This window comes from Actinoplanes sp. NBRC 101535, assembly GCF_030269225.1.
Lineage (GTDB): Bacteria > Actinomycetota > Actinomycetes > Mycobacteriales > Micromonosporaceae > Actinoplanes > Actinoplanes rectilineatus.
Window position 1 is genome coordinate 203,451 of sequence record NZ_BSSY01000009.1, and the last position, 12,873, is coordinate 216,323.

The following is a 12,873-nucleotide window of genomic DNA, read 5'->3' on the forward strand; positions in this document are numbered from 1 at the left end:
TCGACACAATCCGATACGGAGCGACCCCTAGGGTGTGTGCATTCGAGTGAACCGACGAGCGGATGGACCAGGGGTGACAGACGAGGCTCTCATCGACCTTGTGGGCGTCAACAAGTGGTTCGGCCCCTTGCACGTGCTGCAGGACGTGGACCTGTCTGTTGCGCGCGGCGAGGTGGTCGTCGTGATCGGACCTTCGGGGTCCGGCAAATCGACGCTGTGCCGTTCCATCAACCGGCTGGAGCCGATCGACTCCGGCTCGATCATCTTCGACGGACAACCGCTGCCGGCTGAGGGCAAGGCTCTTGCCAAGCTGCGCAGCGAGGTCGGCATGGTCTTCCAGTCCTTCAACCTGTTCGCACACAAGACCATCCTGCAGAACGTGATGCTGGGTCCGGTCAAGGTGCGTAAGGAGAAGACGGCAGTGGTCCGTGAGCGGGCCCTGTCGCTGCTGGAACGGGTCGGCATCGCCAGTCAGGCGGAGAAATATCCGGCTCAGCTCTCCGGCGGTCAGCAGCAGCGGGTGGCGATCGCCCGCGCGCTCGCCATGCAGCCCAAGGCGCTGCTGTTCGACGAGCCGACCAGTGCGCTCGACCCGGAGATGGTCGGCGAGGTGCTGGACGTGATGACGTCGCTGGCCAAAGAGGGGATGACCATGGTGGTCGTCACCCATGAGATGGGCTTCGCCCGGCACGCGGCCAACCGCGTGGTCTTCATGGCCGACGGCCAGCTGGTGGAGCAGGCGCCGCCCGCGGAGTTCTTCGCGAACCCGCAGAGCGACCGCGCCAAGGACTTCCTTTCCAAGATCCTCACGCACTGACGTGCCCCTCGGGTCCGCCGCCCCCGCGGCTGCCCGATCGAAGAAGGAGAAACAGAGATATGCGTTTCACGCGCGTAGCCGCACTGGCCACGGTTGCGGCCCTTTCGTTCGGCATCGCCGCCTGTGGCGGTAGCGACGACTCCACCGAGAGCAGCGGTGGCGAGGCGAAGACCTTCGCCGCGGGCAGCACGATGGAGAAGCTGAACAAGGCGGGTTCGATCAAGGTCGGCACCAAGTTCGACCAGCCCGGCTTCGGTCTCAAGGGCCTCTCCGGCAAGCCGGAGGGCTTCGACGTCGAGGTCGCGAAGATCATCGTCAAGGAACTCGGCATCGCCGAGGACAAGATCGAGTACGTCGAGACGCCGTCGAAGGTCCGTGAGGACGCGATCGTCAACAGCAACGTCGACTTCGTCGTCGCGACCTACACGATCAACGACGAGCGCAAGAAGCGCATCGCGTTCGCCGGGCCGTACTACGAGGCCGGCCAGAACATCCTGGTCAAGGCGGACGACGCCGCGATCACCGGGCCGGACTCGTTCAAGGACGGCACGCAGAAGGTCTGCTCGGTCACCGGCTCGACCCCGGCCGAGACGATCAAGACCTACGTCAAGGACGTCGCCTCGCAGGTCGTGCTCTTCGACACCTACGACAAGTGCGTCACCGCGCTCGACGGTGGCCAGGTCAACGCCGTGACCACGGACAACGTCATCCTCCTCGGCTACATCGCCAAGAACGAGGGCAAGTACAAGCTGGCCGGCGAGAACTTCACCAAGGAGCCGTACGGCATCGGTGTGAAGCTCGAGGACACCGCGTTCCGCACCTTCATCAACGAGACCCTGGAGAAGGCGTTCCAGGACGGTAGCTGGAAGAAGGCCTGGGACGACACCGCCGGCAAGTTCGGCGCGGAGCTCGGCACCGCCCCGACCGTCGACAAGTACTGACATTCACCGTCACTGATCAGAAGTTGGGGAGGAAGTTCGACCCGTGAATGTGCTCATCGACAGGTTCGACGTCTTCGCGGGCGGCTTCTGGCTCACCTTCCAGATCTGCGTGCTCGCCGCGATCGGCGCCCTCGTGCTGGGCGCCGTCGTGGCGGTACTGCGAATCTCTCCGGTGCCGCCGCTGCGAGCCCTCGGTACGGCGTACGTCACCGTCTTCCGCAACATGCCGCTGACCGTGGTGATGTTCTTCGCCGCGTTCGGTCTGCCGGTGCTCGGCTCCAACGCCGACTTCCTGCGCATCCCGGTGCTGGACCAGGTCTTCACCCGGCTCGGCACCGACCTGCCCTACTTCCGGTTCGCCCTGATCGCGCTGGTGCTCTACACCGCCGCCTTCGTCTGTGAGGCGCTCCGCTCCGGCGTCAACGCGGTCTCGCCAGGCCAGGCCGAGGCGGCCCGGGCGATCGGCATGACCTTCACCCAGAACCTGCGCTTCGTGGTCCTGCCGCAGTCGTGGAAGGCCTGCATCGTGCCGCTCGGTTCGGTGATCATCGCGATGATCAAGAACTCGGCACTGATCGGCTTCTTCGGCGTGGTCGGTGACCTCTCGCAGAGCGCCGACCAGCTCACCTCGGCGGAGGGATTCGCCTTCGTGCCCGTCGCCATCGGCATCTCGATCGGATACCTGATCATGACCGTGCCCCTCGGCGCCCTCCTCGACCGGATCGAGCGGCGGCAGGCGGTGGCCGCCCGATGAGCCAGCAGAGCGTGCTGTACGACGTGCCCGGACCGCGGCAGCGCCGACTGACCCTGGTCCTGAGCATCCTGGTCGGTCTGCTGATCCTCGTCGGGGCGTACTTCCTGGTCTACCTGCCCATGGACGAGAAGGGCCAGCTCACGCTGGAACTCTGGGGCCCGCTGATCGACCCGGGCAACGAGAACTTCAGCGCCGTCTGGGACCGGATCTCCGTCGGCATCGTCAACACACTGACCGCCGCGGCGCTCGCGATCGTCAGCTCGCTGGCGATCGGCACGCTTGTCGCGGTCCTGCGGATCCAGCTCAAAACCCTGGTCAAGCGCCGGTTCACCGGGTTCGCAACGCCGGTCTCCTACCTGCTGCGCGGTCTGAGCTGGCTGCTCTCGGCGGTCACCCGAGTCTGCATCGAGGTGTTCCGCGGCCTGCCCGTGGTCCTGACGATCTTCTTCGTGGCCCGCGGGCTGCCGGAGTTCGGCATCACCATGGACACGCTGTTCTACCTGGTGATCGGCCTGACCATCTACAACTCCGTGGTCATCGCCGAAATCCTGCGCTCCGGCATGGAGGGCCTGCCGCCGGGACAACGCGAGGCGGCGGCCGCAATCGGCCTCTCCCCGCTGCAGACGACGATCATCGTTCTGCTGCCGCAGGCCTTCCGGATCATGCTGCCGGCCCTGATCAGTCAGCTGGTCGTGGTTCTCAAGGACACCTCGCTGGGCTTCATCATCAGCTACGAGGAGATCCTGAACATCGGCAAGCAGATCATCGGCGCGCTGAGCAACCCGATCCAGGTCTACATCGTGATCGCGGTGCTGTTCATCCTGGTGAACTACTCGCTGTCCAAGCTCGCCCAGTACGTGCAGCGGCGCCTGGCCCGGGGACGCAAGACGGCGGACACGCCGACCCAGAACCCGCCGGCCGTGGCACTGGTGTCACAGGCCGAGGGCGGCGCCAGCGGCGTCTAGGCGCCATCAGATTCGGTCAAACGGCCGCTCACCTCTCGGGGTGGGCGGCCGTTGCCGTCCGTCAGCGCAGAAAACCCTCCGCGTGTTGATTTCGGGCGCCGTGGACGCCCCAACTCAACACACACCCACCACCGTGGTGAATTCGGGCGCCCTCAACGCCCCAACTCAACACACACCCACCACCGTGGTGAATTCGGGCGCCGTCGACGCCCCAACTCAACACGCCTGGGTTGGGGCATGAGCCGGCGGGCGCGGGCGGCCGGGAGTGGGCACGGTGCCGGGCGCCGCCGGCTCCGGGGCGGTGGTGGTGCGGTTGGTGAGGTGTGGCTCGTACCCTCGGAAAGGTCTTATCGGGCTAGTTCCGTGACTCGGGACTCTCGCACGACCGTGACGCGGATCTGGCCGGGGTAGGTCAGCTCCTCCTCGATCTGCTTCGCCACGTCGCGGGCCAGGACCGCGGCGCCGATGTCGTCGATGTCGTCGGGGCGGACCATCACCCGGATCTCGCGGCCGGCCTGCATCGCGAAGACCTTCTCGACGCCGATCTTGCCGCCGGCGATCTCCTCGATCCGCTCCAGGCGCTTGACGTAGGCCTCGAGGCTCTCCCGGCGCGCGCCCGGGCGGCCACCGGAACAGGCGTCCGAGGCCTGGGTCAGCACCGCCTCGATGGTCTGCGGCGGCACCTCGTTGTGGTGTGCCTCGATCGCGTGCACGATGTCCTCGTGCTCGCCGTACTTGCGAGCCAGGTCCGCACCGATCAGCGCGTGACTGCCCTCCACCTCGTGGGTCAGCGCCTTGCCGATGTCGTGCAGGAACGCGGCGCGCTTCATGGTCGCCACGTCCAGGCCCATCTCGGCGGCCATGATGCCGGCGATGTGCGCGGTCTCCACCAGGTGCTTCAACACGTTCTGTCCGTAACTGGTGCGGTAGCGCAGGCGGCCCAGCAGTTTCGCCATCTCCGGGTGGATGTCGGTGATCCCGACGTCGACCAGCGCGTCCTCGGCCGCCCGGTCACAGAGCCGGTCGACCTCGCTCTTGGCCGACTCGAAGACCTCCTCGATCCGGTGCGGGTGGATCCGGCCGTCGAGCACCAGCTTCTCCAGCGTCAGGCGGCCCACCTCCCGGCGCACCGGGTCGAAGCAGGACAGCAGCACCGCCTCCGGGGTGTCGTCGATGATCAGGTTGACCCCGGTGGTCGACTCGAAGGCCCGGATGTTGCGGCCTTCCCGGCCGATGATCCGGCCCTTCATCTCGTCACTCGGAAGGTGCAGCACGCTGACCACGCTCTCCGCGGTCTGTTCACTCGCGATCCGCTGAATCGCGTCGACCACGATGTGCCGGGCGCGGGTGTCCGCGGTGTTGCGGGCGTCGGTCTCGATGTCGCGGACCAGGATCGCCGCCTCGCGCTTCGCCTGCCCCTCGATGGCGTCGATCAGCTCGACCCGGGCGGTGTCCGCGGTCAGGCCCGCGATCCGCTCCAGCTCACGGCGCTTGACCTCCTCGTTGCGGGCCACCTCGGCCTCGCGGGCGGTCAACTCCGACTCGCGGGAGCTGAGGTCGGACTCCAGCGTGGTGAGGCGGCGTTCCCGCTCGAGCAGGCGTTCCACCTCCTCGGCGTGCAGGCGTTCCCGCTCGTCGATGCGGGCGGCGCGGCGCTCCACCTCCGCGGACTGCTCCTTGACCGTGGCGTTGAGCAGCGCGATCTCCCGCTCGCCGGAGCGCCGGGCCGCGGCCCGGACCTGCTCGGCGTCCGACTCGGCCTGCCGGTGGGCGTGCTCCAGGATGGTGTCGGCCTCGGTGTGCGCGGCTTCCAGAACCCGGCGGGCCTCGGCACGGGCGGAGGACGCCTCGGCCTTGGCGGCGGCGGTCTCCGCACGAACGGTCGCTGCTTTCGCGTCCGCGGCGGCTACCTTGGCCTGCGCGTCCCCGACCCGGTCCTGCGCGTGCTGGCGGTCCGCGCTGAGCCGGCGCAGGGCACGGGCGCCCAGGAGCAGACCGACTGTCACGGATACGGCGAGCACGACGATCGCTACTACGAGCACCCAGTACTCGGGGGTCATCTCGCCGCGTCTCCCTTCGCCGCCGGCGCGGTGTGCACGCGCGCGGGCTATGTGCGGGATGCCCGACCAAAGACAGACGACCGCAGACGGCACCGGGCCCCGGGCCCGACACTCTCCTCCCGTGCGCGCACCCGTGGTGGGGCACGTCCGGCTCCGGCGTCCGCCACGCCGCCGCAGCACGCCCGATCGGGACGCGCCCTCGTCGCGCACCCGCCGGTCAGCGGGTGCCCTCGTGGCGTGTCCGTCGCGGGTCGGCTCGATACGGCAGCGAGATCGGCATGTGCCGGAGTCGGCATACACCTGCCGGATTCCGGCCGTCTCCGGTTGCTTCTCCACCGCCGGCCTTTCGGCTGTCGGCTGAGAACCGGTACGAGTCTCCCTGCCGCGGTCGACTCAGGAGCCCGGAGACCCGCGGATCGGGTATGCCTCCCGGCTCCGGGTCGGCCACGTGCCGCTCGGATCAGAGTGTGTGGAGTTGTGGGGTTGACCGCCGGTATGTCATGCCGCCGGCCACGCGGTCAGCGGCCGGCGGGCGCATCGAACTTGCATCCGTGCAAGTTCAAGTGATGCCGTAATGTAATGCGATCTATGTTGTGTCTGTTGCTTGCAATGGTCGAACAAACCTTGTGTAACGCGAGGCTAGGTCGCAAGCACCGCTTCGGTCAAGGACTCATGATTCGGCAGCGGATAGGACGTACGGCACAGACGCGCTTACGCCCAGCTCACGATCTCAGCGGGATATTTCCGGCGTACCGTGCGATGACGCCCTCGAGTCGCGGCCCCACCTCTGCCTCAGCGCCGCCTCGACGGGTCGGCCCCTGCCGCGAGAGCGAGGGAATGCAACACGGAGCGTGACAAGAACGGGTGATGTGGTGGCCGGCTCCACCGCCACGGCCACGTGGACGCCACGGAAGATCCCGCCGAAGGGATGACAGAGGAAGGATCCTCACATCAGGACTATATCGGTGGGAGCCGCGTAGATCGGGCCATTACCGGCTGTTCGCGATCAGGGCGGGCCGGTGTCGAACCGGCCCGCGTCACTGCCCTGCGGCCTCGTCGGCCAGGGCGTCGGCATCCAGGTTGTCGGCGAACTCGGCGGCCTCGGCATCCCGCTCGGCCAAGGCGTCCTTGACGGCCCGGATCGCCACGCCGGCCGGGTAGCCCTTGCGGGCGAGCATCGCCACCAGGCGGCGGAACACGGCATCCGGCGCGCCCCGGGCGGTACGGAGTTTCCGGTCGACCAGGGCACGGGCGGTCTCCGCCTCGGCCTCGTCGTCGACCGCCTCCAGGGCCTCGGTGGCCACCTCGGCGTCCACCCCACGCTGACGCAGCTCGTTGGCGAGCGCGCGCCGGCCCAGCCCTCGGCCGTGGTGCCGGCTGGACACCCAGGCGCGTGCGAACGCGGCATCGTCGATGATGCCGACCTCGTCGTAACGGTCGAGGACCTCGGCGATCACCTCATCGGAGATCTCCTTGCGGGCCAGGGCCTTCGCCAGCTCGGCCCGGGTCCGGGGGCGGACGGCGAGCTGGCGCAGACAGATCTCCCGGGCCACCTCGGACTCGTCCCGCGGTTCGGGCCGGGGCGCGTCGGCACCCCGGGAATTCCGATCTGGGCGCGCGTCGGCACCCCGGGAATTCCGGCCCGGGCGGGCGTCGGCATCCCGGGAGTCCTGGTCCGGGTGCGCGTCAGCGCCGGCCCGGGGCGGGATGGCATCCCATCCACGCCCGGACCGTGCGCCACGTCGTCCGGCCATCGCGGACTACCCGCCGATCAGAAGTCGACCGGCGGCAGCTCGGGGCCACCGGCCGCGTCGTTGGCACTCTGGCCGACGCCGAGCTTCTCGAGGATCTTCTTCTCGATCTCGGCGGCGACGTCCGGGTTCTCCTTGAGGAACTCCCGGGCCTTCTCCTTGCCCTGGCCGAGCTGGTCGCCGTCGTACGTGTACCAGGCACCGGACTTACGGACGATGCTCTGCTCGACGCCGACGTCGATGAGCGAGCCCTCCCGCGAGATGCCCTTGCCATACATGATGTCGAACTCGGCCTGCTTGAACGGCGCGGCCACCTTGTTCTTGACGACCTTGACCCGGGTGCGGTTGCCGACCACGTCGGTGCCGTCCTTCAGGCTCTCGATGCGGCGCACGTCGAGCCGGACCGAGGCGTAGAACTTCAGCGCACGGCCACCGGTCGTGGTCTCGGGCGAGCCGAACATGACGCCGATCTTCTCGCGGAGCTGGTTGATGAAGATCGCCGTGGTGCCGGTGTTGCTCAGCACACCCGTGATCTTCCGCAGCGCCTGGCTCATCAGTCGCGCCTGCAGACCGACGTGACTGTCGCCCATCTCACCCTCGATCTCGGCACGCGGCACGAGGGCGGCGACCGAGTCGATGACGATGATGTCTAGGGCGCCCGAGCGGATCAGCATGTCGGCGATCTCGAGCGCCTGCTCACCGGTGTCCGGCTGCGAGATGAGCAGGGCGTCGGTGTCGACACCGAGGGCCTGCGCGTAGTCGGGGTCGAGAGCGTGCTCGGCGTCGATGAACGCCGCGAGCCCACCGGCCTTCTGCGCGTTGGCGACCGCGTGCAGGGCGACCGTCGTCTTACCGCTCGACTCCGGGCCGTAGACCTCGACGACCCGGCCGCGCGGCAGGCCGCCGACGCCGAGCGCGATGTCGAGGGCGATGGAGCTGGTCGGGATGACGGCGGTCTGCACGACCGGCCGCTCCCCGAGCCGCATCACGGAGCCCTTGCCGAACTGCTTGTCGATCTGTGCCAGCGCGAGTTCGAGCGCCTTTTCCCTATCCGGTCCTGCTGCCATTGCCGCCACCCCTGTATTCGACTTCGCGTTCTTCGTCGAAGAGCTCTTGTTCACCACGGCCGACACGGTATGCGGTGGGTACGACAAAAATCATCCACCCCACCTCCGGCTGTGGATGGCCGAGCCGCTGTGGACAATAGCCGAACACCTGTACGACGATCGAGTGACACGCCAGAACAAACGTTCTAAAGCAGCTCAGCGTAGTCGCGAGGGCACACGATCGGGGTATGCCGCCACCACCGCGCGCCAGATGGTAACGGTTTCGACACCCTGAGCAATCGCCTCGTTGATGGTCCGGCCGTCGAGCGCCGAGAACGCCTGATCCGCCGCGATGCTCCGGGCATAACCGGATCCGAACGACTGCTCGAGTCGTCCCCAGAATTCTGTCAACCGCACCGCCCGAGCCTACCCAAGAGGCGGCGCGGTCGATCTCTACGCGACCGCCGCGGCGGCCGTCCGCAGGTCGTCGACGAGCACGCGGTAGGCCGTCTCCCGGTCATCGGCCCGCAGCACCGCCGACGGATGGAACGTGGCCAGCGCCTGGATCTCGGCGACCGGGAAGTCCTCCGGATGCTCGGACGCGGCCGGCCACGACATCAGCTTGCCGCGGTCCCGGGTCACCCGGAACGACGACCCCAGCAGGGCCCGTCCGGCCGTCGCCCCCAGAATCACCACCATCTGCGGATTGAGTAACGAGAACTCCGCCACGAGCCACGGCCGGCAGGCGGCGATGTGGGTCGGCCCCGGGTTCTGGTGGATGCGGCGGCTGCCTCGCATCTCGAACCGGAAATGCTTGACCGCGTTGGTGATGTAGAGATCGGCCGGGTCGATGCCGGCGTCGTCGACGGCCTCGCGCAGCAGCCGGCCGGCCGGGCCGACGAACGGCAGGCCGTGCCGGTCCTCGACGTCGCCGGGCTGCTCGCCGACGAAGACGATCCGGGCGTGCGGGGCACCCCGGCCGAACACCGTCTGGGTGGCGTTCTCATGCAGCTCACAGCCCCGGCAGTCGGCGGCGGACTGTTTCAGGGCATCGATGCTCTGCGGGTGCGGGGGCACCCACTGCTGCGCGCCGGCGGGCGCCTCGGTCCATGGCATCCCACCGTTCTACCCGTGCCGTTCGTCACCGTGACGACCGCCCCGCCCCTGTCGGGGGGACACCCTCACCGCATCGGTGACACCACCCCGCGCGGGCGGATCGCCGCCTCGACAGCGGCCACCACGACCGGGATCTCCGCCTCCGCCAGGGTGCTGACGGTGATCCGGATGCCGGGCCCGGACCCGATCCGGAACAGCGAGCCGGGCGCCACCGCGATGCCCTCGTCCCGCAACGCCGAGACCACGCGGGTCTCGTCGGGCACCGGGATCCAGACGTTGATGCCGGTCTCCCCCCGCGCGGGCACACCGGCGGCGAGCAGGGCGTCGCGAAGGGCGGTGCGACTTTGCGCATATGCCCTGGCGGCGCCGGCCACCAGGGCGGTGACCTCCGGGTCCTGCCACAGGTGGAGGAGGATCTGCTGGGACAGCGCCGGAACCCAGCCCATCCCGAGCCGCATCCGCCCGGCCACCCGGGCGACGGTCGTCTCGTCCCCGGCGACCACACAGATCCGCAGGTCCGGCCCGAACGGCTTGGAGGCGGACCGGACGAACGCCCAGGAACTGGTCACCGGACCGATGCAGTGCGGCTCACGGTCGGCCAGCTCGGCGGCGTGGTCGTCCTCGACGACCAGCACCCCCGGATGACCGGTCAGCAACTCGCGGAGCTGGACGGCCCGGTCGGCTCCGGTGGCGGCGCCGGTCGGGTTCTGCGCCCGGACGGTGACCACGACAGCGCGGGCCCCCGCGCGGAGCGCACCGGCCAGAGCGGCCGGGTCGATGCCCTGCTCGTCGACGGCGACCGGCACCGGCCGCAGGCCGAGCGCCGCGAGCAGGTCGATCAGGTTGGCCCAGCCGGGGTCCTCGATCGCGACCGCGTCACCGGGGCGCAGGTGGGCGAGGAGCAGGCGTTCGATCGCGTCGAGCGCGCCCGCGGTCACGGTGATCGCGGCGCCGTCGACCGGGATGCCCTCGGCCCGCAGCCGCGACCGGGCGGCGGCGGCCAGCTCCGGCAGGACGCTCTCCGGCGCGTATCCCCTCGGTGGCTCGCCGCGGTCGGCCACCGCACGGAGAGCGGGACCCAGCCGGGGCAGGAGACGCAGGTCGGGCTCGCCGGAGGAGAGGTCGCGCATCCCCGGTGGGATCGACGGCCGCAGGTCGGACCGGAGCAGGGCCAGCGCGGGCCGGGACCGGACCCGGGTGCCCTTGCGCCCCTCGCTCTCGACCACGCCGCGCTGCCGCAGGTCCTGATAGGCGCGGGCGACCGTGGCCGGGCTGACGTGCAGGTCCCCGGCGAGGATCCGCACCGCGGGCAGGGACGTCCCGAAGAGGAAGTGGCCGCCCCGGATGCCGGCCTCGATGCTCGCCGAAATCTCGGCGGCGTTGCTCCCGTTGACCTGATACTGTGCTGCCACAGCGGCCATTCTGTACTAGTACAGGCATCCCTGCAACTCGAGGCACCGCTGCACCATGATCGACCCGGCGGAGGCACCCATGACCGACCTCTACACCCCCACCGAGCGCACCACGGCCACCCGCTACCGCCAGAGGATGAGCTACCAGCGTGACAAGGCGCACGCGATCCTCGACGAGGCCTACGACTGCGCCGTCGGCTTCGTGGTCGACGGTGAGCCACGCGTCCTGCCCAACCTGCACGTCCGGGTGGGCGACACCCTTTACCTGCACGGATCGACCGGCGCACGGATGGCCCTCGCGGCACGTGGCGACGGCATCCCGGTGTGCGTGACGGTCACCCTCCTCGACGGCCTGGTCTATGCGCGGTCCCAGTTCAACCACAGCGCCAATTACCGGTCGGTGGTCGTCGTCGGCGTCGCCCGCCCGGTCACCGACCCGGCGGAGAAGGCCCGCTTCCTGGCCGTGCTGGCCGACAAGGTCGGCGCGGGCCGGGCCGCGGACAGCCGCCCACCCTCCCGGCAGGAGCTGGCCCAGACCAGCGTGCTGGCGCTTCCGCTGGTCGAGGTCTCGGTGCGGGAGCGCGCGGCCGGCGCCGTCGACGACCCGGAGGACCGGGACCTGCCGCACTGGGCCGGCGTCCTCCCGCTGCGGACCGTGGCCGGACCGCCGGTGACCGAGCCCGAGGTGACCGCCGCTCCCCCGGCCTACCTGCCCGGCGCCCCGTCGGCCTGGCAGACGCCGGCCGTCATGACGGGCCGTCACGTCCGGCTGGAGCCGCTCACTCCGGGACACCTGCCCGGACTGTTCGAGGCGCTCGACGACGACGAGGTCTGGCGGTTCCTGCCCCGGCCGCAACCGGCCTCACCGGCGGAGCTGGCCGACGAGATCACGACCGCGCTGCGCGACCAGTGGGAGGGCCGCCGGGCCGCGTGGGCCCAGGTCGACCCGGCGACCGGCACGGTGATCGGCATGACCTCCTATCACGACATCGACACCGACCGGAAGGCCGTCGGCATCGGCCACACCCTGGTCGGCCGGAGGTGGTGGCGGACCGGCGTCAACACCGAGGCCAAGCTGATGCTCCTGGAGCGCGCGTTCGACGTGCTCGGGGCGGAGCGCGTCTTCTGGTACACCGACATCCGCAACGAACGGTCCCAGCAGGCCATCGCCCGGCTCGGCGCCAGCCGTGACGGTGTGATCCGCCGCCACCGGCTGCGTCCCGACGGCACCTGGCGCGACACCGTGTTGTTCGCCATGACGGTCGAGGAGTGGCCGGCGGCGGCCCGGCGTCTGCGCGACCGCCTGGACGTCGGATGATCATGGCTTTCACCGCATGGAGAGGGACCGGCCGGTGCTGGGCATAACGGATTTCTGGACGTACGTGCTGGGTGTGGTGGCGATCGTGCTGCTGCCCGGGCCCAACTCGATCTTCGTGCTGTCGGTGGGGGCGCGCCGCGGTGTACGGGCCGGCTACCAGGCGGCCGGCGGCGTCCTCCTCGGCGACGCGGTGCTCATGATCCTCTCGGCGTCCGGGGTCGCGTCCCTGCTACGGACCTACCCCGCGCTGTTCCTGGTCGTGAAATACGCGGGCGCCGCCTACCTCGCCTGGCTGGGCTTCGGCATCCTCCGCGGGGCGTGGGACAAATGGCGGAGCCGGTCCGAGCCGACGGCCCCGCCTGAGGAGGAGCCGGTCGACATGCGGCAGCCGTTCCGGCGGGCGGCCCTGATCAGCCTGATCAACCCGAAGGCGATCCTGTTCTTCGTCTCGTTCTTCATCCAGTTCGTGCAACCCGGCTACCCCCATCCCGAGCTGTCGTTCCTGGTGCTCGGGGCGATCGTGCAGTTCTTCAGCACGCTCTACCTGAGCGCGCTGATCTTCGGCGGGCGCTACCTGGCCGGGCAGTTCCGGGAACGCCGGCGGTTGGCGGCAGGCGCGGCCACCGGCGTGGGCGCGCTCTTCGTGGGCTTCAGCATCAAACTGGCCACCGCAACGGCGGGATGACGGGTCGA

Annotated in this window: 12 protein-coding genes; 6 read left to right on the top strand and 6 right to left on the bottom strand. The window is 69.5% G+C overall.

Going from position 1 to position 12,873, the window contains the following annotated elements:
• The first annotated feature begins 73 nt into the window (after positions 1 to 73).
• Genes QSK32_RS25340 through QSK32_RS25355 form a run of 4 tightly spaced genes read left to right on the top strand, consistent with a single transcriptional unit; the run spans position 74 to position 3,477 of the window.
• On the top strand, positions 74 to 817 hold the full coding sequence (locus QSK32_RS25340; protein ID WP_045741515.1) for an amino acid ABC transporter ATP-binding protein: 744 nt from the start codon (positions 74 to 76) through the stop codon (positions 815 to 817).
• Between the two features lie 59 nt (positions 818 to 876).
• Complete coding sequence (locus QSK32_RS25345) at positions 877 to 1,758, top strand: glutamate ABC transporter substrate-binding protein (protein ID WP_045741514.1); 882 nt, start codon at positions 877 to 879, stop codon at positions 1,756 to 1,758.
• A 43-nt stretch (positions 1,759 to 1,801) separates the two neighbouring features.
• The gene (locus tag QSK32_RS25350) at positions 1,802 to 2,512 is read left to right on the top strand and encodes an amino acid ABC transporter permease (RefSeq protein ID WP_045741513.1); all 711 of its coding nucleotides are present in this window, start codon (positions 1,802 to 1,804) and stop codon (positions 2,510 to 2,512) included.
• Positions 2,509 to 3,477 carry an amino acid ABC transporter permease gene (locus QSK32_RS25355; protein WP_045741512.1) on the top strand — a complete coding sequence of 323 codons (969 nt, stop codon included), beginning with the start codon at positions 2,509 to 2,511 and terminating at the stop codon, positions 3,475 to 3,477. The genes QSK32_RS25350 and QSK32_RS25355 overlap by 4 nt, the downstream gene beginning before the upstream one ends.
• A 347-nt stretch (positions 3,478 to 3,824) precedes the next feature.
• Here QSK32_RS25355 and rny read toward each other — a convergent pair whose 3' ends face one another.
• From rny to QSK32_RS25385, 6 genes are all read right to left on the bottom strand, one after another.
• Complete coding sequence (rny, locus tag QSK32_RS25360; protein ID WP_045741511.1) at positions 3,825 to 5,537, bottom strand: ribonuclease Y; 1,713 nt, start codon at positions 5,535 to 5,537, stop codon at positions 3,825 to 3,827.
• Between the two features lie 1,037 nt (positions 5,538 to 6,574).
• Positions 6,575 to 7,291 (bottom strand): regulatory protein RecX, encoded by a 717-nt coding sequence (locus QSK32_RS25365; RefSeq protein WP_285473359.1) that lies wholly within the window; start codon positions 7,289 to 7,291, stop codon positions 6,575 to 6,577.
• A 17-nt stretch (positions 7,292 to 7,308) separates the two neighbouring features.
• Complete coding sequence (gene recA / locus QSK32_RS25370; RefSeq protein WP_045741509.1) at positions 7,309 to 8,355, bottom strand: recombinase RecA; 1,047 nt, start codon at positions 8,353 to 8,355, stop codon at positions 7,309 to 7,311.
• 195 nt (positions 8,356 to 8,550) lie between these two features.
• Positions 8,551 to 8,751, bottom strand: a complete 201-nt coding sequence (locus tag QSK32_RS25375) for a DUF3046 domain-containing protein (protein WP_285473360.1) — start codon at positions 8,749 to 8,751, stop codon at positions 8,551 to 8,553.
• 36 nt (positions 8,752 to 8,787) lie between these two features.
• Complete coding sequence (locus QSK32_RS25380) at positions 8,788 to 9,450, bottom strand: UdgX family uracil-DNA binding protein (protein WP_045741508.1); 663 nt, start codon at positions 9,448 to 9,450, stop codon at positions 8,788 to 8,790.
• A gap of 65 nt (positions 9,451 to 9,515) precedes the next feature.
• Complete coding sequence (locus QSK32_RS25385; protein ID WP_285473361.1) at positions 9,516 to 10,862, bottom strand: aminotransferase class I/II-fold pyridoxal phosphate-dependent enzyme; 1,347 nt, start codon at positions 10,860 to 10,862, stop codon at positions 9,516 to 9,518.
• 79 nt (positions 10,863 to 10,941) lie between these two features.
• Here QSK32_RS25385 and QSK32_RS25390 point away from each other — a divergent pair, with 79 nt between their 5' ends.
• The gene (locus tag QSK32_RS25390) at positions 10,942 to 12,180 is read left to right on the top strand and encodes a bifunctional pyridoxamine 5'-phosphate oxidase family protein/GNAT family N-acetyltransferase (protein WP_285473362.1); all 1,239 of its coding nucleotides are present in this window, start codon (positions 10,942 to 10,944) and stop codon (positions 12,178 to 12,180) included.
• 16 nt (positions 12,181 to 12,196) lie between these two features.
• Positions 12,197 to 12,865, top strand: coding sequence for a leucine efflux protein LeuE (gene leuE, locus QSK32_RS25395; protein ID WP_285473363.1), 669 nt, complete (start codon positions 12,197 to 12,199; stop codon positions 12,863 to 12,865).
• Positions 12,866 to 12,873 lie beyond the last annotated feature (8 nt).

Bases quoted from the DNA above. Each gene is read 5' to 3' on its own strand.
- QSK32_RS25380 (WP_045741508.1), bottom strand. From the start codon at position 9,450: ATGCCATGGACCGAGGCGCCCGCCGGCGCGCAGCAGTGGGTGCCCCCG.
- QSK32_RS25365 (WP_285473359.1), bottom strand. From the start codon at position 7,291: ATGGCCGGACGACGTGGCGCACGGTCCGGGCGTGGATGGGATGCCATC.
- QSK32_RS25390 (WP_285473362.1), top strand. From the start codon at position 10,942: ATGACCGACCTCTACACCCCCACCGAGCGCACCACGGCCACCCGCTAC.
- QSK32_RS25345 (WP_045741514.1), top strand. From the start codon at position 877: ATGCGTTTCACGCGCGTAGCCGCACTGGCCACGGTTGCGGCCCTTTCG.
- recA (WP_045741509.1), bottom strand. From the start codon at position 8,355: ATGGCAGCAGGACCGGATAGGGAAAAGGCGCTCGAACTCGCGCTGGCA.
- rny (WP_045741511.1), bottom strand. From the start codon at position 5,537: ATGACCCCCGAGTACTGGGTGCTCGTAGTAGCGATCGTCGTGCTCGCC.
- QSK32_RS25355 (WP_045741512.1), top strand. From the start codon at position 2,509: ATGAGCCAGCAGAGCGTGCTGTACGACGTGCCCGGACCGCGGCAGCGC.
- leuE (WP_285473363.1), top strand. From the start codon at position 12,197: ATGGAGAGGGACCGGCCGGTGCTGGGCATAACGGATTTCTGGACGTAC.